Origin of the sequence: Pseudomonas sp. G.S.17 (assembly GCF_038096165.1) — a bacterium.
Classification (GTDB): Bacteria; Pseudomonadota; Gammaproteobacteria; order Pseudomonadales; family Pseudomonadaceae; genus Aquipseudomonas.
The window spans coordinates 6,036,599-6,061,388 of record NZ_CP151076.1 but is presented as its reverse complement, the minus strand read 5'-3'; the positions used below and the strand labels follow the sequence as shown (position 1 = coordinate 6,061,388).

Annotated in this window: 27 protein-coding genes; 14 read left to right on the top strand and 13 right to left on the bottom strand. The window is 59.0% G+C overall.

The window, feature by feature from the left end; genetic code table 11:
- Window positions 1-55: 55 nt before the first annotated feature.
- Both gcvT and gcvH read left to right on the top strand, forming a co-directional pair.
- Window positions 56-1,138, top strand: a complete 1,083-nt coding sequence (gene gcvT / locus AABC73_RS28275) for a glycine cleavage system aminomethyltransferase GcvT (protein ID WP_341521822.1) — start codon at window positions 56-58, stop codon at window positions 1,136-1,138.
- A 45-nt stretch (window positions 1,139-1,183) separates the two neighbouring features.
- Window positions 1,184-1,567 carry a glycine cleavage system protein GcvH gene (gcvH, locus tag AABC73_RS28270; RefSeq protein ID WP_341521821.1) on the top strand — a complete coding sequence of 128 codons (384 nt, stop codon included), beginning with the start codon at window positions 1,184-1,186 and terminating at the stop codon, window positions 1,565-1,567.
- A 62-nt stretch (window positions 1,568-1,629) separates the two neighbouring features.
- Here gcvH and AABC73_RS28265 read toward each other — a convergent pair whose 3' ends face one another.
- The 5 genes from AABC73_RS28265 to AABC73_RS28245 form a co-directional block, all read right to left on the bottom strand.
- The gene (locus AABC73_RS28265) at window positions 1,630-1,953 is read right to left on the bottom strand and encodes a DUF2388 domain-containing protein (RefSeq protein ID WP_065831917.1); all 324 of its coding nucleotides are present in this window, start codon (window positions 1,951-1,953) and stop codon (window positions 1,630-1,632) included.
- A 197-nt stretch (window positions 1,954-2,150) separates the two neighbouring features.
- Entirely contained in the window at window positions 2,151-2,597 is a 447-nt protein-coding gene (locus tag AABC73_RS28260) for an NfeD family protein (protein WP_341521820.1), read from the bottom strand.
- A gap of 9 nt (window positions 2,598-2,606) precedes the next feature.
- Window positions 2,607-3,527 (bottom strand): SPFH domain-containing protein, encoded by a 921-nt coding sequence (locus AABC73_RS28255; protein ID WP_341521819.1) that lies wholly within the window; start codon window positions 3,525-3,527, stop codon window positions 2,607-2,609.
- A 198-nt stretch (window positions 3,528-3,725) separates the two neighbouring features.
- Window positions 3,726-5,510 carry a GspE/PulE family protein gene (locus tag AABC73_RS28250; RefSeq protein ID WP_341521818.1) on the bottom strand — a complete coding sequence of 595 codons (1,785 nt, stop codon included), beginning with the start codon at window positions 5,508-5,510 and terminating at the stop codon, window positions 3,726-3,728.
- A gap of 109 nt (window positions 5,511-5,619) precedes the next feature.
- On the bottom strand, window positions 5,620-5,967 hold the full coding sequence (locus tag AABC73_RS28245; RefSeq protein WP_341521817.1) for a hypothetical protein: 348 nt from the start codon (window positions 5,965-5,967) through the stop codon (window positions 5,620-5,622).
- Window positions 5,968-6,105: 138 nt separating this feature from the next.
- Here AABC73_RS28245 and AABC73_RS28240 point away from each other — a divergent pair, with 138 nt between their 5' ends.
- Both AABC73_RS28240 and ppx read left to right on the top strand, forming a co-directional pair.
- Window positions 6,106-6,573 (top strand): Lrp/AsnC family transcriptional regulator, encoded by a 468-nt coding sequence (locus AABC73_RS28240; protein ID WP_020293305.1) that lies wholly within the window; start codon window positions 6,106-6,108, stop codon window positions 6,571-6,573.
- Window positions 6,574-6,817: 244 nt separating this feature from the next.
- Window positions 6,818-8,320: an exopolyphosphatase gene (gene ppx, locus AABC73_RS28235; protein ID WP_341521816.1), complete on the top strand. Its 1,503-nt coding sequence runs from the start codon at window positions 6,818-6,820 to the stop codon at window positions 8,318-8,320.
- Here ppx and ppk1 read toward each other — a convergent pair.
- A complete protein-coding gene (ppk1, locus tag AABC73_RS28230; RefSeq protein WP_341521815.1) occupies window positions 8,307-10,520 on the bottom strand; it encodes a polyphosphate kinase 1 in 2,214 nt (737 codons plus the stop codon). The two genes, ppx and ppk1, sit on opposite strands and share 14 nt — an antisense overlap.
- A 16-nt stretch (window positions 10,521-10,536) precedes the next feature.
- Window positions 10,537-11,547 carry a porphobilinogen synthase gene (hemB, locus tag AABC73_RS28225; protein WP_020293308.1) on the bottom strand — a complete coding sequence of 337 codons (1,011 nt, stop codon included), beginning with the start codon at window positions 11,545-11,547 and terminating at the stop codon, window positions 10,537-10,539.
- A 216-nt stretch (window positions 11,548-11,763) separates the two neighbouring features.
- Between hemB and AABC73_RS28220 the strand changes: the two genes are divergently transcribed.
- Complete coding sequence (locus AABC73_RS28220) at window positions 11,764-12,414, top strand: DedA family protein (protein WP_341524348.1); 651 nt, start codon at window positions 11,764-11,766, stop codon at window positions 12,412-12,414.
- A 216-nt stretch (window positions 12,415-12,630) separates the two neighbouring features.
- Window positions 12,631-13,293 carry an isoprenoid biosynthesis glyoxalase ElbB gene (gene elbB / locus AABC73_RS28215; protein ID WP_331149043.1) on the top strand — a complete coding sequence of 221 codons (663 nt, stop codon included), beginning with the start codon at window positions 12,631-12,633 and terminating at the stop codon, window positions 13,291-13,293.
- 22 nt (window positions 13,294-13,315) lie between these two features.
- Here the strand turns inward: elbB and AABC73_RS28210 are convergent, their stop codons facing one another.
- Together AABC73_RS28210 and AABC73_RS28205 are read right to left on the bottom strand one after the other, a co-directional pair.
- The gene (locus AABC73_RS28210; RefSeq protein WP_065831772.1) at window positions 13,316-13,765 is read right to left on the bottom strand and encodes a YaiI/YqxD family protein; all 450 of its coding nucleotides are present in this window, start codon (window positions 13,763-13,765) and stop codon (window positions 13,316-13,318) included.
- A gap of 126 nt (window positions 13,766-13,891) precedes the next feature.
- On the bottom strand, window positions 13,892-15,787 hold the full coding sequence (locus AABC73_RS28205; RefSeq protein WP_341521814.1) for an FTR1 family protein: 1,896 nt from the start codon (window positions 15,785-15,787) through the stop codon (window positions 13,892-13,894).
- Window positions 15,788-16,060: 273 nt separating this feature from the next.
- Between AABC73_RS28205 and AABC73_RS28200 the strand changes: the two genes are divergently transcribed.
- The gene (locus AABC73_RS28200; protein ID WP_341521813.1) at window positions 16,061-16,540 is read left to right on the top strand and encodes a hypothetical protein; all 480 of its coding nucleotides are present in this window, start codon (window positions 16,061-16,063) and stop codon (window positions 16,538-16,540) included.
- Here the strand turns inward: AABC73_RS28200 and AABC73_RS28195 are convergent.
- Both AABC73_RS28195 and AABC73_RS28190 read right to left on the bottom strand, forming a co-directional pair.
- Window positions 16,514-17,023 (bottom strand): Bro-N domain-containing protein, encoded by a 510-nt coding sequence (locus tag AABC73_RS28195; RefSeq protein ID WP_341521812.1) that lies wholly within the window; start codon window positions 17,021-17,023, stop codon window positions 16,514-16,516. The two genes, AABC73_RS28200 and AABC73_RS28195, sit on opposite strands and share 27 nt — an antisense overlap.
- The gene (locus AABC73_RS28190) at window positions 17,020-17,586 is read right to left on the bottom strand and encodes a hypothetical protein (RefSeq protein ID WP_341521811.1); all 567 of its coding nucleotides are present in this window, start codon (window positions 17,584-17,586) and stop codon (window positions 17,020-17,022) included. The genes AABC73_RS28195 and AABC73_RS28190 overlap by 4 nt, the downstream gene beginning before the upstream one ends.
- A gap of 646 nt (window positions 17,587-18,232) precedes the next feature.
- On the opposite strand from AABC73_RS28190, the gene AABC73_RS28185 reads away from it, so the two are divergent.
- Genes AABC73_RS28185 through AABC73_RS28170 form a run of 4 tightly spaced genes read left to right on the top strand, consistent with a single transcriptional unit; the run spans window position 18,233 to window position 21,388 of the window.
- On the top strand, window positions 18,233-19,630 hold the full coding sequence (locus AABC73_RS28185; protein ID WP_341521810.1) for a hypothetical protein: 1,398 nt from the start codon (window positions 18,233-18,235) through the stop codon (window positions 19,628-19,630).
- A gap of 13 nt (window positions 19,631-19,643) precedes the next feature.
- Window positions 19,644-20,015 (top strand): YcfL family protein, encoded by a 372-nt coding sequence (locus AABC73_RS28180; protein WP_020293315.1) that lies wholly within the window; start codon window positions 19,644-19,646, stop codon window positions 20,013-20,015.
- Between the two features lie 41 nt (window positions 20,016-20,056).
- Window positions 20,057-20,644: a penicillin-binding protein activator LpoB gene (gene lpoB / locus AABC73_RS28175; protein WP_177325450.1), complete on the top strand. Its 588-nt coding sequence runs from the start codon at window positions 20,057-20,059 to the stop codon at window positions 20,642-20,644.
- Window positions 20,645-20,647: 3 nt separating this feature from the next.
- Window positions 20,648-21,388 carry a penicillin-binding protein activator LpoB gene (locus AABC73_RS28170; RefSeq protein WP_341521809.1) on the top strand — a complete coding sequence of 247 codons (741 nt, stop codon included), beginning with the start codon at window positions 20,648-20,650 and terminating at the stop codon, window positions 21,386-21,388.
- 54 nt (window positions 21,389-21,442) lie between these two features.
- Here AABC73_RS28170 and AABC73_RS28165 read toward each other — a convergent pair whose 3' ends face one another.
- Window positions 21,443-21,811 (bottom strand): DUF4870 domain-containing protein, encoded by a 369-nt coding sequence (locus AABC73_RS28165; RefSeq protein ID WP_331149049.1) that lies wholly within the window; start codon window positions 21,809-21,811, stop codon window positions 21,443-21,445.
- 23 nt (window positions 21,812-21,834) lie between these two features.
- On the bottom strand, window positions 21,835-22,557 hold the full coding sequence (gene rph / locus AABC73_RS28160) for a ribonuclease PH (protein ID WP_331149050.1): 723 nt from the start codon (window positions 22,555-22,557) through the stop codon (window positions 21,835-21,837).
- A gap of 301 nt (window positions 22,558-22,858) precedes the next feature.
- Here rph and AABC73_RS28155 point away from each other — a divergent pair, with 301 nt between their 5' ends.
- The 3 genes from AABC73_RS28155 (at window position 22,859) to rpoZ (ending at window position 24,767) form a co-directional block, all read left to right on the top strand.
- Window positions 22,859-23,722 carry a YicC/YloC family endoribonuclease gene (locus AABC73_RS28155; protein ID WP_341521808.1) on the top strand — a complete coding sequence of 288 codons (864 nt, stop codon included), beginning with the start codon at window positions 22,859-22,861 and terminating at the stop codon, window positions 23,720-23,722.
- Window positions 23,723-23,735: 13 nt separating this feature from the next.
- Window positions 23,736-24,356, top strand: a complete 621-nt coding sequence (gene gmk, locus AABC73_RS28150; RefSeq protein ID WP_341521807.1) for a guanylate kinase — start codon at window positions 23,736-23,738, stop codon at window positions 24,354-24,356.
- A 147-nt stretch (window positions 24,357-24,503) separates the two neighbouring features.
- On the top strand, window positions 24,504-24,767 hold the full coding sequence (gene rpoZ, locus AABC73_RS28145; protein ID WP_020293322.1) for a DNA-directed RNA polymerase subunit omega: 264 nt from the start codon (window positions 24,504-24,506) through the stop codon (window positions 24,765-24,767).
- Window positions 24,768-24,790 lie beyond the last annotated feature (23 nt).

Here is a 24,790-nt window from a genome sequence, read left to right as displayed (position 1 = left end):
GGCATGTCAGCGTCCTGCCTGCCCGCATCTTCGCCACGCCCGGAAGGAGAAACCCATGGGACAGCGTACGCCGCTCTTTGACCTGCATCTCGCCCTCGGCGCGAAAATGGTCGATTTTGGTGGTTGGGACATGCCTTTGCATTACGGCTCGCAAGTCGAGGAACACCATCAGGTGCGCCGCGACTGCGGTGTGTTCGATGTGTCGCACATGAACGTGATCGATGTCGCCGGCAGCCAGGCGCAACTCTGGCTGCAATACCTGCTCGCCAACGACGTGGCCCGGCTGCAAAGTCCCGGCCGCGCCTTGTACAGCGCGATGCTCAATAACGATGGCCAGGTGATCGACGACATGATCGTCTACCTCACTGACAGCGGTTATCGCCTGGTGGTCAACGCCGCCACCGGTGGCAAGGATTTCGCCTGGATGCAGGCGAATCTGAACGACTTCGATGTCCAGCTGAGCGCGCATCCTGAACTGGCCTTGCTGGCGATTCAGGGCCCGCACGCCCGCAGCAAAATCGCCGAGCTGGTGCCCAATGCCCGCGCCGAATTGATTCGCCAACTCAAGCCGTTCGAAGGCCGACAGGACGGCGACTGGTTTATTGCCCGCACTGGCTACACTGGCGAAGACGGTCTGGAAATCATTCTGCCGGCCGTGCAGGCGCCGAGTTTCTTCAATGATCTGGTCGGCGCTGGCATTTCGCCCATCGGTCTCGGCGCGCGCGACACGTTGCGGCTTGAGGCCGGGATGAACCTGTATGGGCAGGACATCGACGAGCATGTCTCGCCGCTGGTCTCCAACATGGCCTGGACCATCGCCTGGGAGCCCGCCGCGCGTCAATTCATCGGCCGCGCGGCGCTGGAAGCCGAGCGGGATGCGGGCGTTGCGTCGAAACTCGTAGGTCTGGTGCTGGAAGAGCGCGGCGTTTTGCGCGCTCATCAAGTGGTACGCATCGCAGAAATTGGCGAAGGAGAGATCACCAGTGGTAGTTTCTCTCCTACGCTAAGCAAGTCGATTGCCTTGGCGCGTGTTCCGATGGCGACTGCTGACCGAGCCGAAGTGGAAATCCGCGGCAAGTGGTATCCGGTTCGCGTGGTCAAGCCTGCGTTCGTGCGTCATGGCAAAACCCTGATCTAAATTTCCTGGCGGGTTTTCCGCTGACTCGATGTAGAGGATGACTAAATGAGCAATATTCCCGCCGAACTGCGTTTTGCTGAAAGCCACGAATGGGCAAAAAAAGAAGGTAATCTGATTGTGGTCGGCATTTCCGATCACGCTCAGGAAGCGCTGGGTGACGTGGTGTTCGTTGAACTGCCGGAAATCGGCAAGGTATTCGCTGCTGGTGACGCTGCTGGTGTTGTCGAGTCAGTGAAAGCTGCCTCGGACATCTATTCGCCAGTGTCCGGTGAAGTGGTTGAAGTCAACGAAGCCCTGGGTTCCGCACCCGAAGAGCTGAACAACACGCCGTACGAATCCTGGATCTTCAAGGTCAAGCCAAGCGCTGCCGACGCTGACCTGGCCAAGTTGCTGGACGCTGCTGGCTACAAGGCAGCCATTGGCGAATAAGCCGAAAGCGTGACTTATAAAAAATGCCGCTCAATGAGCGGCATTTTTTATTGCATCGGCGATTACTGGTTATCGGCAACCAGGTTTTTCGCCAGGATCGCGTTGGCAAGATCCATGTCGGTCGCTTTCAGGCCTGGATTATCAATACGCGCCTGTTGAATTGCTGCTTCCAGGAACGGGCCGCGAATGCCGCCTTCGCTGGCGACAAAGCTGCCGGCGTCGTCTTGAGCGGCAATGATCAGCTTGTGATCCTTGAACGTCAGATAGGTAGAACCGGTGGTGGCACCCGAGGAAATCACATCACGCCAGAACCCCGCGTCAGCCATTGCTGAACCAACCGGGAGAGACAGCAAAGCGAACGTGGCGACAGCAAGCTTGAGACGCATGGCGGGGATACTCCAACTATGGATGTTCTGAAACCATTGGATAGGTGAAGTGAGGTGGTAGTTCCGTTTCGACGTTGCAACCGCGATGTAGATTTTGTGGGAGCAAGCTTGCTTGCGAAGGCAATGTCCCGGATCCGAATGCCTCGTTGGATGTACGGACCTCTTCGCGAGCAAGCTCGCTCCCACTAAAATAGCTCTTACAACGCCTCAACCCGCAAAATCGCCCCATCCTGACCAATCACCCGCACCTGACTGCCCACTGCCGTGTCCGGGCCGGTCACGATCCACACGCCATCACCGACCTTGATCTTGCCGCGTCCGTCGATGATTGCGTCGTGCACCATGAACGTTCGGCCGATCAGTTTCTGGCCGCGCATGTTCAGGCCAGGTTGATCGGAAGGTCGGAATACGCTGCGTTGCCGCCGCCACCAATACACCGCCGTGAGCACTGAAAGCAGGGCGAACAGCAGGAACTGCACGGTCCACGGCATGTGCGGAAACACGAAAGTCAGGACGCCGACGGCCGCAGCGGCAACGCCGATCCACAGCAGATAACCGCCAGCGCCGAACACCTCCAGAATCAACAGCACCGTGCCAAGCCCCAGCCAATCCCAGAACGACAGGTTTTGCAGGAATTCCCACATGATCGCGCCTCAGGTCTTCTTGCTGTCGAATGTGGCTTTGACGATCTCGCCGATACCGCCGACCGCGCCGATCACCTGGCTGGCTTCAAGTGGCATGAGGATGACCTTGCTGTTATTGGCCGACGCCAGTTTGCCCAGCGCATCGATGTACTTCTGTGCGACGAAGTAGTTGATGGCCTGCACGTTGCCGCCCGCGATTGCGTCGGACACCACTTGCGTGGCCCGCGCTTCGGCTTCGGCCTGACGCTCGCGTGCTTCGGACTCCAGGAACGCGGCCTGACGACCGCCTTCGGCTTCGAGAATCTGTGCCTGCTTCTTGCCTTCGGCGGTGAGAATCGCGGCAGCACGCAGGCCTTCGGCTTCAAGGATCTGCGCACGCTTGATCCGCTCGGCTTTCATTTGCCCGGACATCGCCGCCATCAGGTCGGCGGGCGGGCTGATGTCCTTGATTTCGATCCGCGTGATCTTGATCCCCCACGGCGCGGTGGCTTCATCGACGGTGCGCAGCAGCTTTTCATTGATGTTGTCGCGCTGGCTGAGCATCGCATCCAGCTCCATGGAGCCGAGCACGGTACGAATGTTGGTCTGCAACAGATTGCGGATGGCATGTTCGAGGTTGTTCACCTCATAAGCGGCCTGCGCGGTATTGACCACCTGGAAGAAACACACTGCGTCTATCTGCACCGTGGCGTTGTCGGAGGTGATGACTTCCTGGGGCGGGATATCCAGCACGCTTTCCATGACGTTGATCTTGCGCCCGATGCGATCCATCACAGGCACGATGATATTCAGGCCCGGTTTGAGCGTGTTGGTATAACGGCCGAAGCGCTCCACGGTCCATTGATAGCCTTGCGGCACAACCTTGAAACCCATGAAGACAATGGCAATTGCCAGGCCGACAAACAGCAGGACTACAGTACCGATTTGCATAACTTTTCCCTGTTTTAGCGATGATTAAGTGATTCTTGTTGGCGCGAGGCTTGCTGTGGGACCGGCTTTAGCCGGGAGGCGATTGATGTTCTCGCGACTGAAGTCGCTCCTACGGTCGCTCTTACGGTCGCTCCTATACGGGCGATTCGCGGGCAAGCCTCGCTCCATCGGGTTCTGAGAATATCCACAAATATGAACTCACCGCTGCTCACTCTGCGGCGTCACGCGTAGCACTTCTTCAAGCGTAGTCAGCCCGGCGGAAACCTTTTGCGCGCCGGACAGACGCAGGCTGCGCATGCCTTCCTTGAACGCCTGGCGACGCATCGCCGTAAGGTCCAGGTCGGCGCTGATCAGCGCCCGCACGTTATCCGACATCAGCATGATTTCGTACACCCCCGCGCGGCCGCGATAGCCGGTATCGCGACATTCCACGCAACCCACGGCGCGATGAGCGCCGGTTGGCACGGGCGCTTGCCACGGACGCGTGAGGGTTTGCCAGTCGGTTTCGTCCAGCGCAATCGGCGCCTTGCAGTGCGGGCACAAGGTTCGCACCAGACGCTGGGCCATGACACCCAGAATCGTCGCCTTGAGCAGATAATGCGGCACGCCCAATTCCAGCATCCGGCTGATGGCGCTGGGCGCGTCGTTGGTGTGCAGGGTGGAAAGCACCAAGTGACCGGTCAACGCCGCCTGAATCGCCATTTCGGCGGTCTCCAGGTCGCGAATTTCGCCGATCATGATGATATCCGGATCCTGCCGCATCAACGCGCGCACGCCGCTGGCGAACGTCAGGTCGATGTTGTGCTGCACCTGCATCTGATTGAACGCCGGTTCGACCATCTCGATGGGGTCTTCGATGGTGCACAGGTTGACCTCTTCGGTCGCCAGTTTTTTCAGGGTGGTGTACAGCGTGGTTGTCTTGCCCGAACCGGTCGGTCCGGTCACCAGAATGATGCCGTTGGGCTGGCGGGTCATGCCTTCCCAGCGCCGCAGGTCATCGCTGGAAAACCCCAATTGATCGAAATCCTTGAGCAGCACTTCCGGATCGAAGATCCGCATGACCATCTTCTCGCCAAACGCTGTAGGCAGCGTCGACAACCGCAGTTCCACTTCGCCACCGTCGGGCGTAGTGGTCTTGACCCGGCCGTCCTGAGGTTTGCGTTTTTCGGCAACGTTCATCCGGCCCAGGCTTTTCAGGCGGCTGACGATGGCCATGGTGACTTGCGCGGGAAATTGATAGACGTTGTGCAGCACGCCGTCGATGCGAAAGCGCACTGTGCCCTGCTCGCGACGCGGCTCGATATGAATGTCACTGGCGCGCTGTTGAAATGCGTACTGAAACAGCCAGTCGACGATATTGACGATATGCGCGTCGTTGGCGTCTGGTTCCTGATCGCTGGCACCCAGCTTAAGCAGCTGTTCAAAGTTGCCCTTGTTGCTGATTTTTTGATCGACCGCCGTGGCGCCGCTCACCGACTTGGCGAGGCGGAAAAATTCCACGGCCACCCGCTGGATATCCACGGGGTTGGCGACCACGCGCTTGATCGGCAGCTTCAAGACATGCGCCAGATCGGCTTCCCAGCCATTCACATAAGGCTGCGCGCTGGCGATGGTCACCGCATCACGGTCCACGGCCACGGCGAGAATCTTGTGGCGCTGGGCGAACGCGTAGGACATCAACGGCGTGACCGCCGCGACGTTGATCTTCAGCGGATCGATGCGCATATACGGCTGGCCGCTTTGCTGCGCGAGCCAGGCCGTGAGGGTTTCCAGATCCAGCTTGCGACCCGGACGCTTGAGGTCATCAAGCTGCTGGGCAGCGATGAACTCCAGCGGATGCAACTGGATATTTGCGGCCGTACGCCGCAGGGTCAACGCATCTTCGGCGCTGCTCTGATCAATGAAGCCCTGGGCGACCAGGTCGCGCAGCAGATCATTCAGATCCAGCCAGCGGTCCTGGTTTGATGAGGCGAGGACTGACATGCGGATTCCTTTGGACGATTCAGCTCATACGAGAAGCCAGAGTAGTCCCAAGCGTGCCAGTTGTTGTGTTCGCTGTCTGTTTAACAGTTGCGAAAATTTTCCGCGCGGCTCAACCCGCCGCCAGAGAAACTGGCGAAGCTGTCGTGTGCGCGTGCGCGACCTGCTCAACCTCAACCGAGCAGACGCTGATCAGGCTGCGCATTTTTTCGCCGATGACCTGCGCCCGATGCCAGGTCAGCTGATCGATCTGCACGTCGACCAGCAGCACGTCGTCCTGACGCAATACGCTGACTTGTTGCGGGATCAGGTACTGCATGGCGAACAGGTTGAGTAATCGGCACAGCGAATCGGGTTCGGCTTCGACCAGGATCTGGTAGCGCACGCAGCATTGGGCGTTGTTGGCCGACCAGGCATCGGTGCGGTGCTGCGAGGTGGAGACGGCTTCGAGAGTGGGCATGCGGGCCTCTGCGGTTAGCGGCATGAATCGATGTGGGAAATTCTTGCACGCAGCAGGGGAAATATCTGACCTATGATCGAGTGAAATAGGCTATTTTCGAATTGTTAATGCGCCAACACCTAATATCGAGAAATTGTTATGCAAACCGAACTGGACGCCTACGACCGCAAGATACTCGCGCTGCTCCAAGAGGACGCTTCGCTGTCGAGCGCGCAGATCGCCGAGCAGGTCGGGTTGTCGCAATCGCCGTGCTGGCGGCGTATCCAGCGCCTCAAGGATGAAGGCGTGATTCGTCGGCAAGTGACGCTGCTGGATCGCAAGAAAATCGGCCTGAATACGCAGATTTTTGCCGAGGTCAAACTCAATGCCCACGGCCGCTCGAATTTCACCGAATTCACCGACGCCATTCGCGGCTTTCCGGAAGTACTGGAGTGCTACGTGCTGATGGGTTCGGTGGACTTTCTGCTGCGTATCGTCACGCCGGATATCGAGGCGTACGAGCGTTTCTTCTTTGAAAAGCTCTCGCTGGTGCCGGGGATTCAGGAAGTGAACTCCACCGTAGCCCTGTCGGAAATCAAATCCACGACGAGTTTGCCGATGGGTTGAACTAACGCGTTTCAGTGGGAGCGAGCTTGCTCGCGAAGGCGGTACTTCAAATTTTGAGATCATTGCCCGCTGCCTGCCTCTTCGCGAGCAAGCTCGCTCCCACCATCGGTCTGGTGCTTGCCGCGCGTAAAGATTGATTTGGGCCATTGATTTTGCAGGCAAATAGCCATCTTGATAGCTTCGCGTTGGCGGCAGGGATGGATCGTGGCACGATGACGCGGTTATCGACCGAGACTTTCTGACCATGCCGCAATCCACAGCCACGAATCTTTCCCTGATCGCCGCCATAGACCTGGGCTCGAACAGCTTTCACATGGTTGTCGCCAAAGCCAATATGGGCGAAATCCGTATTCTGGAACGCTTGGGTGAAAAGGTGCAGCTGGCGGCCGGGATCGACGAAGCGCGGCAGCTTACCGAAGAGTCCATGCAGCGCGGTCTTGACTGCCTCAAGCGTTTCGCGCAGCTGATCAACGGCTTGCCGCCGGGCGCGGTGCGGATCGTCGGCACCAACGCCCTGCGCGAAGCGCGTAACCGTGGCGAATTCATTCGGCGTGCCGAAGAAATCCTGGGTCACCCCGTGGAGGTGATTTCCGGTCGTGAAGAAGCGCGTCTGATCTATCTGGGGGTTTCCCATACCCTGGCCGATACGCCGGGCAAACGCCTGGTTGCCGACATCGGCGGCGGCAGCACCGAATTTATCATTGGCCAGCGCTTCGAACCGCTGCTGCGCGAAAGCCTGCAAATGGGCTGCGTGAGTTTTACCCAGCGCTACTTCAAGGACGGCAAGATCACCCCGGCCCGCTACGCTCAGGCTTACACCGCCGCGCGTCTGGAAATCATGAGCATCGAGCACGCGCTGCATCGGCTGAAGTGGGATGAAGCGATCGGCTCGTCTGGCACCATTCGCGCCATCGGCCTGGCACTCAAGGCCAACGGCCACGGCGCGGGCGAAGTCAATGCCGAAGGTCTGGCGTGGCTCAAGCGCCGGATTTTCAAACTGGGCGATGTGGACAAAATCGACTTCGAAGGCATCAAGCCTGATCGCCGGGCGATTTTCCCGGCGGGACTGGCGATTCTTGAAGCGATCTTCGATGCGCTGGAACTCAAGCGCATGGATCACTGCGAAGGCGCGCTGCGTGAAGGCGTGTTGTATGACCTCATGGGCCGCCATCATCACGAAGACGTGCGTGAACGCACGCTGAGCTCGCTGATGGAGCGTTATCACGTTGATCTGGAACAGGCCGCCCGTGTCGAGCGCAAGGCGCTGCACGCGCTTGAGCAGGTCGCCAAGGCCTGGGATCTGGAAGACGACATCTACAAAGAACTGCTCAGCTGGGCCGCCAAGGTGCATGAAGTCGGGCTGGACATTGCCCACTATCACTACCACAAGCACGGCGCTTACCTGATCGAGCACTCCGACCTCGCCGGTTTCTCACGCGAAGACCAGCAAATGCTCGCGCTGCTGGTGCGCGGTCATCGTCGGAACATTCCCAAGGACAAGTTCGCCGATTTCGGCGATGAAGGCATCAAGCTGATTCGCCTGTGCGTGCTGCTGCGCTTTGCGATTCTGTTCCACCACATTCGCGGCACCCAAGAGATGCCGCAAGTGGTGCTCAATGCCAACGGTCAGAAGCTGGATGTACTGTTCCCGGACGGCTGGCTGGAAAACAACCAGCTGACCCAGGCCGACTTCGCGCTGGAAGCGGAGTGGCTGACCCGGGTCGGCATCGACTTCAGCGTACGCTGAGGACCGGGTTGCTCAGGCGCTCCAGCAGGGTCGCCTGGGCGCTGCGAGCGTTCTGGTTGCCGGTCGGCGAACTGCGCACGTAACGCCCGTCAGACTGCAACAGCCAGCTGTGGGTGTTGTCGGTCAGATAAGACTCCAGTTCCTTCTTCACCCGCAGGATCAACTTCTTGCCTTCCACCGGGAAGCAGGTCTCGACGCGCTTGTCGAGGTTGCGCTCCATCCAGTCGGCACTGGACAGGAACATCTGCTCTTCGCCGCCATTGAGGAAGTAGAACACCCGCGTGTGCTCCAGGAAGCGACCGATGATCGAGCGCACCTGAATGTTATGCGACACGCCGACAATGCCCGGACGCAGGCAGCACATGCCGCGCACCACCAGATCGATACGCACGCCGGACTGGCTGGCCTTGTACAGCGCGCGGATGATCTTCGGATCGGTCAGCGAGTTGAACTTGGCGATGATGTGCGCCGGTTTGCCTTCCACGGCGAACTGGGTTTCCCGGGCAATCATGTCGAGCATGCCCTTCTTCAGCGTGAACGGCGCGTGCAGCAGTTTCTTCATGCGCAAAGTCTTGCCCATGCCGATCAACTGGCTGAACAACTTGCCGACGTCTTCGCACAAGGCATCGTCGGAAGTCAGCAGGCTGTAGTCGGTGTACAGACGCGCGTTGCCGGCGTGGTAGTTTCCCGTACCCAAATGCGCGTAACGCACGATCTCGCCGGCTTCGCGGCGCAGGATCAGCATCATCTTGGCGTGGGTCTTGAAGCCGACCACGCCATAGATCACCACCGCGCCCGCTGCCTGCAGACGGCTGGCCAGTTGCAGGTTGGATTCCTCGTCGAAGCGCGCCCGCAATTCGATGACCACGGTGACTTCCTTGCCGTTGCGGGCTGAATCCACCAGCGCATCGACAATCTCGGAGTTCGCCCCGCTGCGATACAGCGTCTGGCGCACGGCCAATACATGCGGGTCTTTGGCGGCCTGACGCAGCAGGTCGACCACCGGCGTAAACGACTCGAATGGGTGCAGCAGCAGAATGTCCTGCTTGCTGATCACGTTGAAAATGTTCTCGCTGTTCTGCAGCAGCTTGGGAATCGCTGGCGTGAACGGCAGGTATTGCAGCTCGGGATGGCTGTCCAGACCGGTAATGCTGAACAGACGCGTCAGGTTCACCGGGCCATTGACTTGATACAGCTCCGATTCAGCCAGATTGAACTGCTTGAGCAGGTAATCGGACAGATGTTTCGGGCAGGTATCAGCCACTTCCAGGCGTACGGCATCGCCGTAACGACGGGAGAACAGCTCGCCGCGCAGGGCGCGAGCCAGGTCTTCGACGTCCTCGGAGTCCAGCGCCAGATCGGCGTTGCGGGTCAGGCGGAACTGATAGCAGCCCTTGACCTTCATGCCCTGGAACAAATCGTCCGCGTGGGCATGGATCATCGAAGACAGGAACACGAAGTTGTCGCCGCTGCCGCCGACGTCTTCCGGGACCTTGATGACGCGCGGTAACAGGCGCGGTGCCGGAATGATCGCCAGACCCGAATCGCGACCGAAGGCATCAATGCCCTCGAGCTCGACGATGAAGTTCAGGCTCTTGTTGACCAGCAATGGGAAAGGGTGCGTCGGATCGAGGCCGATCGGCGTGATGATCGGCGCAATTTCATCGCGGAAATAGCGACGAACCCAGGTCTTGATCTTGGCGTTCCAGTGACGGCGACGAATGAAGCGGACCTGATGTTTTTCCAGTTCCGGCAACAGAATGTCATTGAGGATCGCGTACTGACGATCTACGTGGCCATGCACCAGCTCGCTGATGCGGGCCAGGGCCTGATGCGGTTGCAGACCGTCAGCGCCAGCCTGTTCGCGAGCAAAGGTGATCTGCTTCTTGAGGCCGGCGACACGAATTTCGAAGAACTCATCGAGGTTGCTGGAAAAGATCAGCAGGAATTTCAGCCGCTCCAGCAATGGATAGGATTCATCCAGCGCCTGCTCCAACACGCGAATGTTGAACTGCAACTGCGACAGCTCGCGGTGGATATACAGGCTGCTGTCGTCCAGGTTAGGCACGACAAGGGCCGGTATCGCCGGTTGTGGCGCTTCGACCACCGCCGGTACGACCTCGATGCTTGGCTCGACCACGGGCAGAGCCTCTGGAACAGTGACATCTACAGTGGCTTCGGTGAGTCCTTCGGTATTCATGTGTGATCCTGTGAGGTTATTGCCCTTTTAACAGTTGAGCAGCACGGACGGCGAAATAGGTGAGGATGCCGTCAGCACCTGCGCGTTTGAAAGCCGTGAGGGATTCCAGAATCACCCCTTCACTGAGCCAGCCATTCTGAATGGCGGCCATGTGCATCGCGTATTCGCCACTGACCTGATACACAAAGGTCGGCACCTTGAACTCATCCTTGACCCGGTAAAGGATGTCCAGATAAGGCATGCCCGGCTTGACCATGACCATGTCCGCGCCTTCAGCCAGGTCGGCGGCCACTTCGTGCAGCGCTTCATTGCTGTTGGCCGGGTCCATTTGATAGGACGACTTGTTGGCCTTGCCCAGATTCAACGACGACCCTACCGCATCGCGGAACGGCCCGTAGTAGGCGCTGGCGTACTTGGCCGAATAAGCCATGATCCGCACATTGACGTGATCCGCCAGTTCCAGTGCTTCGCGGATGGCCTGAATTCGACCGTCCATCATGTCGGAAGGTGCCACAACCTGCGCGCCCGCATCGGCATGAGACAGCGCTTGCTTGACCAGCGCATCGACGGTGATGTCGTTCTGCACATAGCCGTTTTCGTCGAGAATGCCGTCCTGACCGTGGGTCGTGAACGGATCGAGCGCTACGTCAGTGATGACGCCCAGCTCGGGGAAGCGGTCACGCAAGGCACGCGTGGCGCGCTGAGCAATGCCGTCCGGATTCCAGGCTTCGGCGCCGTCCAGGGATTTCTTTTCAGGCGGCGTGACCGGGAACAGCGCCAGCGCCGGAATCCCCAACGCGACCCAGTTCTGCGCTTCTTCAAGCAGCAGGTCGATACTCAGACGCTCGACACCAGGCATCGATGCGATGGTTTCACGACGGTTTTCACCATCGAGTACAAAAACGGGGAGGATCAGGTCATCGACGGTCAAAACATTTTCGCGGACCAGCCGACGAGAAAAATCGTCGCGACGATTGCGGCGCAGGCGAGTGAGAGGAAACAGGCGATTAGCGGGGGTAAAGCTCACGGCGAGACTCCTGAGCCCGCATACACGGGCAAGCGTGACAGTTATAAGCCGCCATTATGACCAATGTGTGACGGTCGTGGGTCAACATGCGACTTGAGGCCGCAGGCGGGCCTTGAACATTGTCCTTGCGGGAAAGTTTAACGTCGAGACACATATCCCTACTTTCCTGAATGTCTTGGGCGAGTTAGGCTGCGCGTTCATTTCGCCAGCATCCAGATAATGCTCCAACATTTCTTGCAGGAATTTGGTTACTTTGCCCTCTTTCTCGGCACCTTCTTTGAAGGCGAGACCATTTTGGTTCTTGCCGGATTTCTTGCGTTCCGCGGATACATGGACATCAACCTGGTCGTGGTCGTAGCGTTCTTCGGGAGCTACGCCGGTGATCAGCTCTGGTATTTCATGGGGCGCAAGCACGGCCGCAAATTGCTGGCGCGCAAGCCCCGATGGCAACTGATGGGCGACAAGGCGCTGGAGCATATTCGCAGGCACCCGGATATCTGGGTCCTGAGCTTTCGCTTCGTCTATGGTTTGCGTACGGTCATGCCGGTGGCGATTGGCCTGTCCGGTTATCCGCCGGGGCGTTATCTGTTGCTCAACGGTATTGGTGCTGCGGTCTGGGCCGCTGCGTTGGGCGCCGCGGCCTATCACTTCGGTGCGGTGCTGGAAGGCTTGCTGGGCAACGTCAAGCGCTACGAGCTCTGGGTGCTGGGCGCGTTGCTGCTGATTGGCGTCGCACTCTGGATCCGCAGGCGGATCAAGAACGCGCGCATCGCCAGGGAAGAAGCTGCCGCCAAGCTGATCCAGCCCCTGGCCACCGACATGCCCGCCGAAGTCTCGGTCGAGATCAAGAAAACCGCTGACGAATAAATGTTCTCGTGTGCGCACTGCACCAACGTATTGCGCACACGAAAGCATGAGCATCGCTCCAGACCCCTGCGCTGCACCCGCGCCTTCTGCCACTGATTGAATCCCTGCCGCTCGCCCTTGTCACAAGCACTGAACTCCTCGCTATAGTTATGAACCACGTATTCAAGGTTCCGAGCAGGCAAGTTCATGAGCCGTTGACCATAGGGAGTGCCTGGCATGCAAAAGAAAGTTGCCGTGATTCTGTCCGGCTGTGGCGTCTATGACGGCGCGGAAATTCATGAAAGCGTCCTCACGCTGCTGCGCCTCGACCAGCGCGGCGCGCTCGTACAGTGCTTTGCGCCGAATATCGCGCAGCATCACGTGATCAATCACCTGACCGGTGAAGAAATGCCCGAAACCCGCAACGTGCTGGTCGAGTCGGCGCGTATCGCTCGTGGCGCCATCGAAGACATCCGTGAAGCAGACGTGACGCAATTCGATGCGCTGATCATTCCCGGTGGTTTCGGCGCGGCCAAGAACCTGTCGAACTTCGCCACGGCGGGTGCCGACTGCAAAGTTCAGGCTGAAGTGCTGGCGCTGGCAGAAGCCTTTGCCGAAGCGGGCAAGCCGGTTGGGCTGATCTGCATTTCCCCGGCGCTGGCGGCAAAAATCTACGGCCCCGGCGTGACCTGCACCATTGGCAATGATGCCGAAACGGCTGAAGCCATCACCAGAATGAAGGGCGAACACCGGGATTGTGAAGTCACCGAAATCGTCGAAGATACCGCGCGCAAACTGGTCAGCACCCCGGCTTATATGGTGGCCAAGTCCATTGGTGAAGCGGCGGCGGGTATCAACAAGCTAGTGGATCGGGTGTTGGAGTTGACGCAGGAGGAGTGATCCAACGGAAGATCCCAAGCCATCAACGCGTTAGCCGCGTCAAAATCCGGTCCAGCGAGTTGGCGAACGCCTGTTTTTCCCGGTCGCCATACGGTGGCGGGCCGCCGCCCATTTGCCCTTGATCACGCAGATCAGTAAATAAGTTGCGCACCGCCAGCCGGTCGCCCATGTTCTGCGCGTCGAACTCCTTGCCGCGCGGATCAAGGGCCGCGACGCCTTTCTTGACCAGTCTGTCGGCCAGCGGCACGTCGCTGCAAATCACTAGCTCGCCGGGCACCGCATGCTCGACCAGGTAATCATCCGCCGCATCCGGCCCGCTGGGCACCACGATCAGTTTGACCAGGCTATAAGTCGGCTTGATCTGACTCTGTCCCGCCACCAGCACCACCTCGAATTGACGTTTCAAGGCGAACTTGATGACTTGATCCTTGGCCGGCTTGGGGCAAGCGTCAGCATCGATCCAGACGCGCATTGGGGGTTCCTGTAAGCAGTTGTTGATTCACGTGGGAGCGGCTTGCTCGCGAAAAGGCAGATAAGTCCGGCACAAATCTTTAGTGCCTGAAACACAACCTTCGCAAGCAAGCTTGCTCCCACAAATTTACGCCACCTGCGTCCGGCGCTTTTCCGCCAGCCAGCTACGGCCATACAACACGGCAATCGCAATCAGGGCAATGAGCTGGGCGCTCAGCGAGTAAGCGTCGGCATGAATCCCCAGCCAGTCGAACTCGAAGAACGGCACCGGCCGCGTGCCGAAAATGCCGGCTTCTTGCAGCGCTTTGACGCCATGTCCGGCGAACACCACCGAAAGAGCGCAAAGCAACGCAGCGTTGATGCCGAAGAACAGCGCCAGTGGCAATTTCGCCGAGCCGCGCAGGATGATCCACGCCAGGCCGATCAGCAATACCAGCGCCGTCGCGCCACCGGCCAATACTGCGTTATGACCCGCAGGACCGGCCTGCAGCCAGAGGGTTTCGTAAAACAGGATCACTTCGAACAGCTCGCGATAAACCGAAAAGAACGCCAGGATCGCAAAACCGAAGCGCCCGCCGCCGCCGACCAGGCTGCTCTTGATGTAATCCTGCCAGGCCGCCGCGTGGCGCCGGTCATGCATCCACACGCCGAGCCACAGCACCATCACGCTGGCGAACAGCGCCGTTGCGCCTTCGAGCAATTCACGCTGGGCGCCGCTGACGTCAATCACGTACGCCGCCAGCGCCCAGGTTGCCAAACCGGCGACCAAGGCCAGCGCCCAACCGATGTTGACGCTGCGCACCGCAGACTCCTGGCCGGTGTTGCGCAGGAACGCGAGGATCGCGGCCAGTACCAGAATCGCTTCCAGGCCTTCACGCAGCAGAATCAACAGGCCGGAAATGTAGCTCAGGGAAGTGCTCAAACCGTCGCTGCCCAGCAACCCCGCCGATTCCTTGAGCTTGCCTTTGGCGAACTCCAGCTTTTGCTCGGCCTGCGCCACCGGTAAGCCGTCCTGCAACGACTGACGGTAAGCCATCAGGGCTTTTTCCGTGTCCTTGCGCACGTTGGTATCGACGTTATCCAGCGAACTTTCGACCAGTTCAAAGCCTTCCAGATAAGCCGCTACCGACAAATCGTAAGCCTGTTCGTGATCACCTGCGCGATACGCCGCGAGGCTCTTGTCCAGAGTCTGGCTGGTGTAATCGAGCAACTGCGCCGGACCACGCTGCACCTGCGGCGGCTGCGCACGCTGGGCGCGGAAGGTCGCGGCGGCTGGCGCACCTTCGGCAGCGCTGACTTCAGATGGGGTTTGGCGCGCCAGATCAGCAAGGTTATAAGTCTTGCCCGGCGCCGTAACTGCCTGGGCACTGAAACCGGCGATGTACGTTGCCACGTCCCAACGCTGGCGGTCGTCGAGCTGATCGGCGAAGGCCGGCATATCGGTCCCCGAAACGCCAAGACCCAAGGTGTTGTAGATGTCGTAAAGGCTCAGGCGATCAAGGCGTGCCGCATTGCGCAGATTGGCCGGTGGCGGCTCCAGACCGATCCCGGCCGGACCATCCCCGGCGCCCGCGTCACCATGGCAAACCGAACAGTGTTGCGCGTACAGCGGCGCGCCACGTGCCGGGTCCGGCGTGATCGCCGGCGCCTGACTCACTTCATAAGCCACCGCCAGTCTTGCGCCCAGTTGCCGCGCCTGACGCGCAACCGCGGCGCCGTCCTGCTTCCTGGCCACCGCATCGGCGAGGCTGGCGACGCCTTTTTCAAGCTCGCCACGCTCGGCCCGTTGTGGCAAGGCCACTACAAGGCCCTGCAAAACCCCCAGAAACTCAACTTGCTCGCGATACTCGGAGGCATCGACAACCTTGCCGTCGACCACGGTGGCCGGGTAGTCCGCGCCGATGTAATCGAGCAAATGCAACGCCTGCGCTGCGCCATCGGTGGCGTCGGCCAACAGGTTGAAACTGCAGACGGTCAACACAGGCAGCATCAACCAGGCCAGAAAACGGGAGCGCAAGGGCATCGGTGAATCTCAATAAGAATGCGTGGTATTACATTGTTCACTTACGGGGGCTGCTACTCAAGGCTTTGGTCGAAGTTTGTTACTGAATATTGCGAGTTACTGAATATTGCGAGATTGAGATGAAAGAGCGCGCTGTAAGCAATTGCCTCCTTGAGGCCGAAACGCGTCCTACGTCATTTGCGGCTTTTTCCGACTCCATTTTTTAGCCGGGCTTTGAATAATCTGTGGCGACACTTTTCGCGCCTTTTCGTCAGCGCGAGCAGAGACCTGCAGATGAACAATTTGCCATCGCCGTCCCCAAGATCACGCGTCGTATTGCTCAGCGAAAGCTTCAGCGGGGATGAAAAGATGCATCACTATCGCTGTGAATTCGGCCACGAATGGTCGGCCCCGGCGCTGTTCGGCAATCGCGGCAATTGGTGCCGCCTGTGCTGCCACCAGACGCGCTCACTTTCCCTGGACGATGCACGTCAACACGCGCAGGAACGCGGCGGTAGATGCCTGGCGACCCACTACAGCAACTCATTGGTGAAACTGCCCTGGCAATGCCGCGAGGGTCATACCTGGGAACAAAGCCTGAGCCAGACCCGCGCCGGGGATTGGTGCCGGATTTGCCGCAAGGCCGAACGCGACGCGCTGCTCAAATCCCTGGAAGACCAGAACCCGGCAATCGATACCGGCGACCAGCCGATGAAACCCGGTCGCCGGCCAACCTCGACAACGAACTTACGTCGACGGGGAAGTAAACCATGAGCGCAGGTTCCAGCGGCGTTGCCGGGGCGCATCGAGCAAAACGCTGGGCATGTCGCGTAATCTGATCCGCGGCTCGTTGCGCCAATGCAGCAAGCTCAGGGAAGTGCCCGGTCCATCCAGCACGCCAAGGGTCGGCCGCTGCACGTTGCCGTGGTCAGGCCGGTCCCGCAGTGCGGGAATGACATGATGATCAAACCATTCACGCAAACCCCGATTGGCATCAGTCAGGTGGTACACCAGCAGTGCGTAGACGCCCGACTCGCTGAGCATCAGCGCTTGCTCGGCTTCGCCGTAGCGATATAGCCACAGCGTTTGACGTTGGTCCGGGTCAAGCTTGCGCGCCAGACGCCCATCGAGAAAAAAGCCCATCAGATGCCCCAGATCACGAGCGCAGAACCAGGCCTGATTGTCGATCAGCAGGGCGTGGAGTCGGGTTTTGTTGCGGGTGAAGCAAATTGGGGTGTGCGGCAAGGTTGCTGTCATATCAGTAAAAATCTCTTCTGTTTCATCATCGCCGCCCAAACCGTCGCCAAACAGAAAGGGTGGCCGTTGTGTGCAGGTTGGCGAACCGGCAGAAGAGCAAATCCGGCAGACCCGAAGGTCTCCCACACACAACCGCCATTACGAAACCAAGCCATCAACGACCTGGTTTTGAAATGCTCGCACATTGTGAACGCTCTAATTCGGATCGCCAAACCCGGTGCTGAATCGTCAGCAGGCGGAGAATATGGCCGTGATATGCCCCGGGCAAGCCTGAATGCCGAGGGGACAGAAGCTTCAGTCTTGGCTGACTGGAAGATGGTTTTTGCCCTACAGCCGAGTCGGAATCGTCTGATTTCAAGCCGTGAGAGATAGCTGAATACTACGGCGCACACTCTCTGCCACAGGCTATTCCAATGACCAACAAGTCGCCTGAACCGCCCTTTCAAGTCTGCCGTGACCTCGCGCGAATCCATGCCGCCGCCGAGCAGCGAGGTGGCATCTGCCTGAGCGATACCTACCAAGGCATACAACACCGCTACCACTTGCGCTGTAATGCCGGCCACGAATGGCTCTCGACAGGCAGCAACATAATGTTGGGCCGATGGTGCGAGATCTGTTTCAAGGCAAGCACGCGATTGAGCCTCGACAGCGCCCGCCAGCTAGCAGTGGAAAGGGGCGGTCAATGCCTGTCGACGGAATACAGAGGTGTGAAGACGTTGATGCAGTGGTCGTGTGCCCGAGGTCATGTGTGGGAAGCAAGGTTCACCAACATTCGCCAAGGGGCATGGTGCCGACTGTGTTACGACCAGTGCCGTAGTGCAGTCCCGATAAAACGGGAGAAGTACCAAGGCACGTCCGTCGAAGCTGACTAAACGAAGAAACTTTGCCTACAACAATGCCGGAAACGTCTGGTTTCACCTGTTTCAGACGATGGATACCATTCGTGTTCCGGCAACCGCTCGCAGGGTTCTACCGCTGATCATGTCTCGAGACGAGAAATTGAACTTATTGCAGAATTTGTAACAGTGGTCACACAACATGGATGTCAAATCGCTACTTCAGCGTTTACAATCCCGCGCTCTCTCTTTTCGCCGACAGCTTTTCAACACGCGGAAGAAGGCCCATCGAGCAGTGCAACTGCTCATTCAAACGGACTTGAATAGCGCGACGCCTTCGGCCTGCTATCGAATTTCAGGGATTGAACGCTCTATGTCATCTCGTGCCTTGACCGCGCTTACGCTGATTGCTGCCATCCAATTGGCGGGCTGTTCCGCCTTTCGCAGCTACGATAATGAACTCAAGGAAACCAACCAGAACCTGGTCAGCGGCAACGTTGATGGGGCGTTGGTCATTCTTGAGAAGAACAACACCAGCGCCGACAAAGACCTGCTCTATTACTTCGAGAAGGGTGAGTTGCTGCGTGCCAAGGGCGATCTCGCTGGCAGCCAGACCGCATGGCGCGCCGCCGATCTGGTGGTCTACAAGTGGGAAGAATCGGTCAAGCTCGACACCGACAAGTACCTGGCCCAGTTCGGCAGTTTCCTGGTCAACGACAAGGTCCGTCGTTACGAAGGCTATGACTACGAAAAGGTCATGCTGACCACGCAGATGGCGCTGAACCTGCTGGCCAAAAACGATTTCGAAGGCGCACGGACCGAGATCAAGAAGACTCACGAGCGTGAAGCCGTGATCGCCGATCTGCGCGACAAGGAATACCTCAAGAGTGAGCAGGAAGCCGAAAGCAAGGGCGTGAAGACCGAGTTCACTGAGCTGAAGGGCTATCCGGTTGCGTCCCTGGATGCGCCGGAAGTCGTCGGCTTGAAAAACAGCTACCAAAGTGCGTTCAGTCATTACCTGTCAGGCTTCGTTTATGAAGCGCTGGGTGAAAAAGGTCTGGCGGCACCGGGTTATCGCAAGGCTGCCGAGTTGCGTCCGAACACGCCGCTGCTCAAGGAAGCCCTGCTCAAACTCGACGATGCGCAAAGCAAGGACGGCTACAGCGAAGTCCTGATCGTGGTGCAAAGCGGCTTTGCCCCGGCGCGCGACTCAGTGCGCATCCCGCTGCCGTTGCCGATCAGTGGCAATCTGGTGATTACGCCGCTGTCGTTCCCGGTGATCAAGCCGGACACCTCAACCGCAGCGTTCTCGCAGATCGGTCTCGACGGCCAGCAGATCAACCTGACCAAGCTCAACAGCACCACCGACATGTCGCGCCGCGCCCTGCGTGACGACATGCCGGGCATCATTTTGCGCACCACGGTCCGCGCGATCACGCGCGGCGTGGCGCAGAAGCAACTCAACGACGTGAATCCGCTGGCCGGTCTGGCCGTGGGCATTGCTTCGGCCATTACTGAGGGCGCCGACACCCGCACCTGGCGCACCTTGCCGGACAACACGCTGGTCGCGCGTCTGCGTCTGCCGCAAGGCGTCCATCAAGTGATATTGCCTTCGTCCACGGGCGGCACTCATGTGCAGGTCAAGGTCGATCAGCGTTATCAAGTGATCGCCTTGCGCGCCATCGGCAATCAGGTTTTCGCTGACGGGCTGGCCGCCAATGTCATGCCGTCGTCCCTGCCACAAGCCGTGGCCACTACCAAACAACCCTGATCGGAGACATTCCATGCGTATCAAGATTTTCGGCGTGCTGGCGCTGGCCCTGCTCGCCGGATGCGCGACCCCGCCGCCTCCCGCTCCCGGTAGTGCCGCGAGCAAAGTTGTCGCCATGGGTGACATGAAGAACATCGAAGTGGGCGCCATGCGTGTGGCCCGGGAAAACGGTTTTCTGACCGTCAATGTGCAGCTCAATAACACCAGCAGCCGCAACAAACAGATGTATTACCGCTTCGCCTGGCTGGGCAACGACGGTTTCCCGGTTGCCGATGCCGAGGGCTGGAAAAGCCTGACGCTGTACGGCTCGCAGACCAGTTTCCTGCCTGCCATTGCGCCGGTGCCGAAGGCGACTGACTTTCGCCTCGAAGTGAAAACGCCTTGATCCACCCCTTATTTTGTTCAGTTGAAGAGAACTCTCGCATGTTGTCGATTCGTCTTTGCTCCATCGCCGCCGTCGCCCTGCTGGCCACCGGTTGCGCCAACAATTCCCCGTCCCTGGGCAGCAAGAACATCAACTACGGCGATACCAAGGCTGTGGAAACCGTGACCAACGAATTCGGCTCGACCGATTTGCAGATGATCGCCGAGTCCATGACCCGCTCCCTGGCGCAATCCGGCATCCTGCAAGGCCGCCCGGTGGTTCAGGTCTACGACGTGAAGAACAAGACCAGCGAGTACATCGATACCCGCGAGATCACTACGTCGATCAAGACCCAGCTGATGAAAACCGGCACCGCCCGTTTCGCCAGTGACAACACCCAGATGCAAAGCCAGGTCGATCAGCTCAAGCTGCAAAACCAGAGCGGCCTGTACAAACAATCGACGGTCAACAAGACCGGCAACATGATCGCCGCCAAGTACCGCCTGGAAGGCTCGATCAGCTCCATCGTCAAGCGCAGCAGCGATTACAAGGACGTGTTCTACAAATTCAGCCTGCAATTGATCGACGTTGAAAGCGGTCTGGCCGAGTGGATGGACGAGAAAGAAATCCGCAAAACCACGGAGCGCTAAGCAATGCGTGCATGGATGGGCATCGTCGGCCTGATGTGCGCCTTTGGCGTACAGGCCGCGCCGAAAATCGCAGTGACGGACATGGCATTCCAAGAACGTGTGGAGCATTACATCCACACGGTTTCGGCGCAGAGCAACGTGCGGATCAATGCCTACAGCGCCAGCGGGTCGGCCAGTTACAACGAATACGAAGAGCGTTACAGCTACATCGAGCAAGGCGAGCTGCGCAAATTCAGCGGCGACATCAAGGGCGAGATTCTCAAGTCCGGCATGTTCCAGCTGGTGCAGGGCACGCCTTACACGGCCAAGTCCAAGGAAGACGTTTATGACGTCATCAAGCGCATCAAGAACGGTAACTTCAGGGGCGCGGACTACGTGCTGTTCGGCACGGTGTCGGATATCGACTTCCGTCAGGACATCAACGAGCTGGCGAACACTGACAGCCATTCTGCGGTTCTGGGGCTGACGCTGGTCAGCGACTTCAGCCTGATCAACACGCGCACCTTTGAAATCACCTCGGCCTTCACGGCCATGGGCGAAGGTCAGGACACCAAGCTGGTGAACGGTCGGGATATCAAGGTCACGCCCAATCGCGGTCGGGTCGTGCGGGATGTGTCCAAGTCGATTGGCATGGACGTCGCCCGCCAGCTGCGCGAGCAACTGCGTGGCGAAGTGGAGTACACCGATCAGCCGATGCCGCAGAACAATCTGCCGCGCGATGAAGCGCCGCGGATCCTGCGCTGATTCAGGCTATCGACTGGCGAGCAATGCGCCCATGCCAATGGGCGCATTTGATCGTTACTTGATCAGGCGCCAGGTGAACGGATAGCGATAGGCCAGACCATCGTTGGCTTTCAAGCCGCCAATAATGGTCAGGACCAGCGCGCCGATACCCACCAGGGCCATCAGCGGGAAGCCGATGATCAGCACCATGAGCAACATGCAGATCATGACGGCGATGGAAACGGTGATCTGAAAGTTCAGCGCTTCCTTGCCCTGGGCATCGATGAATGGATCGGCTTCTTTCTTGATCTGCCAGATGATCAGCGGCCCCAAGAGGTTGCCGAACGGGAAGATCAAGCCGAAGAACGCGGCAAAGTGACAGAACATCGCCCACTGGCGAATCTCTGAGCTGGGTTTCGGAAGCGGTAGCTGGCTGTCACTCATGTGCGATCCCTCGGGTTTGTCGATCAGTCGGCCAAAGCAGCGGTTTGCAGCGCGAACAATTCAGCAATGCCCTTCTGGGCCAGAGCCAGCATCGCGTTCAGCTCTTCCGGCTGGAACGGCGCGCCTTCAGCGGTGCCCTGCACTTCAATGAAGCCGCCTGCGCTGGTCATGACCACGTTGAGGTCGGTCTCGGCTGCGGAATCTTCAAGATAGTCCAGATCGAGCACAGGCTCGCCCTGATACATGCCCACCGAAACGGCGGCGATCATTTGCTTGAGCGGGTCACCGCCTTTGAGGCCGCCGCGTTTCTTGATCACTTTCAAGGCATCGGCCAGGGCAACCATGGCGCCGGTGATGGACGCTGTGCGCGTGCCGCCGTCAGCCTGAATGACATCGCAATCGACGTAGAGGGTCACGTCGCCCAGCTTGGACATGTCCAGTGCCGCGCGCAGCGAACGACCGATCAGACGCTGGATTTCCAGCGTGCGACCGCCTTGCTTGCCGCGACTGGCTTCACGCTGATTACGCTCGCCGGTGGCGCGCGGCAGCATGCCGTATTCTGCGGTCAACCAACCTTGGCCCTGACCTTTGAGGAACCGCGGTACGCCGCTCTCGACGCTGACGGTGCAAATCACTTTGGTATCACCAAACTCGACCAGTACAGAACCCTCGGCGTGTTTGGTGTAGTTGCGGGTGATGCGGATCGAGCGCAGCTGATCGGCGGCGCGACCACTTGGACGTTTCATTGGGAATACCTGTACTAAGACGGAAAACTGCCGAGCATTATAGAGGCGACAGTCGAGACTGGGCACATCTAAAACTCAGGTGAGGCCGATCCAGCGTGCTGGCAGGCTCTGGAACGGGAGTTTGCAGGCGCTGACGGCGCGGCGCGCGACACCATGCATCGCTTGTCGCATTCCCGGATTGGGAGCATCCGTCGCACTGCGCTACAATCCTGCGCCTTTACAGCCTCTCGACTTTTCGTGACATCTTTTGGTCACTGGCCGAAACAGTGCGCTGTTCACCGGATTTATAGAGGTGTTTGCCATGGTCCACAGCATGACGGCTTTTGCCCGGGTCGAACGGGCCGGGGCTCAGGGCACACTGAGTTGGGAGCTGCGCTCGGTCAATCATCGTTATCTGGAGCCGCATCTGCGCCTGCCAGAATCCTTCCGCGACCTCGAAGGCGCGATCCGCGAAGCGCTGCGCCAAGGGCTTTCCCGAGGGAAAGTGGAATGCACCCTGCGTTTCGTCGAAGAAACCGCCGGCAAGCCGCTGCAGGTTGATCGCGAACGCGCCGCTCAGTTGGTGGCCGCCGCAGAAATCGTGGCCAGCCTGATCAAGCAGCCCGCGCCGCTCAATCCTTTGGAAGTGCTGGCCTGGCCTGGCGTTCTGGTGGGCGATGCCAGCGATCCGCAGGCACTTAATAATGAAGCATTGGCGTTGTTCAATGAGGCGCTGACCGAGCTGAAAAACGGTAGGGGCCGCGAAGGTGCCGATCTGGCCAAGCTGCTCAATGAGCGCCTGGACTCGATCACCGCCGAAGTCGCAACCCTGAAAACCCTGGTGCCGCAGATGCTCGCGGCCCAGCGCCAGAAGGTTCTGGACCGTTTCGCCGACATGAAGGCCGAACTTGATCCGCAACGCCTGGAGCAGGAAATGGTCCTGCTGGCACAGAAAAGCGATGTCGCCGAGGAGCTTGATCGCCTCAGCACCCACGTCACTGAGGTGCGCCGTGTGCTAAAAGCTGGCGGCCAAGCCGGGCGTCGTCTGGATTTTCTGATGCAAGAGCTCAACCGCGAAGCCAATACCCTGGGCTCCAAAGCCTTCGACACGCGCAGCACCCAAGCGGCGGTCAACCTCAAAGTGTTGATCGAGCAAATGCGCGAACAAGTGCAGAATATTGAGTAAGGCTAACCCTGACATGACCCACAGCACCGGCACCCTGTATATCGTTTCCGCCCCTTCCGGCGCAGGCAAGACCAGTCTGGTCAAGGCCCTGGTCGACGCTCAGCCGTCGATCCGCGTTTCGGTTTCGCACACCACCCGCGCCATGCGTCCGGGCGAAGTGGACGGCGTGAACTATCACTTCGTTGATCGCGCCGAGTTCCTGCGCATGATCGAGCACAACGATTTTCTCGAGCAGGCCGAGGTTTTCGGCAATCTGTACGGCACCTCGCAAAGCCATTTGCAGCAGACGCTGGACGAAGGCCATGACCTGATTCTGGAAATCGACTGGCAGGGCGCCGAGCAGGTTCGCGCAGTGATGCCGTCGGCCACGTCGATCTTTATTCTGCCGCCGACCCAGCAAGCGTTGCGTCAGCGCCTGACCAATCGCGGCCAGGACAGCGATGAAATCATCGAGGGCCGCATGCGTGAAGCGGTCAGCGAGATGAGTCATTACAAGGATTACGACTACGTTGTGATCAATGACGATTTCGCCACCGCGCTGGAAGACCTGAAAGCGATTTTCCGCGCCAATCTGCTGACCCAGCCGCATCAACAGCAGCGTTTCAGTCACTTGCTCGCGCAATTGCTGGCCTGAAATTGACCCATTGCAAGCCCCCTTCGGCCAGCTAAATAAGGCCGCTGGTGGCTTGCCGCTTGAAGCATAGGGCTCCGAGCTTGTAAACTACCGAGTCCGCTCGCCCATCCGGGCATCGCGCATCCGCATTTGCTACGAGGAATACCCATGGCCCGCGTAACCGTTGAAGACTGCCTAGAACACGTGGATAACCGCTTTGAGCTGGTCATGCTCTCCACCAAGCGTGCCCGTCAACTGGCAACCGGCGGCAAAGAACCAAAGCTGGCCTGGGAAAACGACAAGCCCACCGTTATGGCCCTGCGTGAAATCGCAGCGGGCTTGATGAGCTACACCGTAATCGCCGAAGCTGAAATCGTTGAAGATGAACCATTGTTCGCAGCGTTTGAGGACGAGTCCAACGAGGCCGTCTAAGCCTATGCCGGGTCGACGTAGTA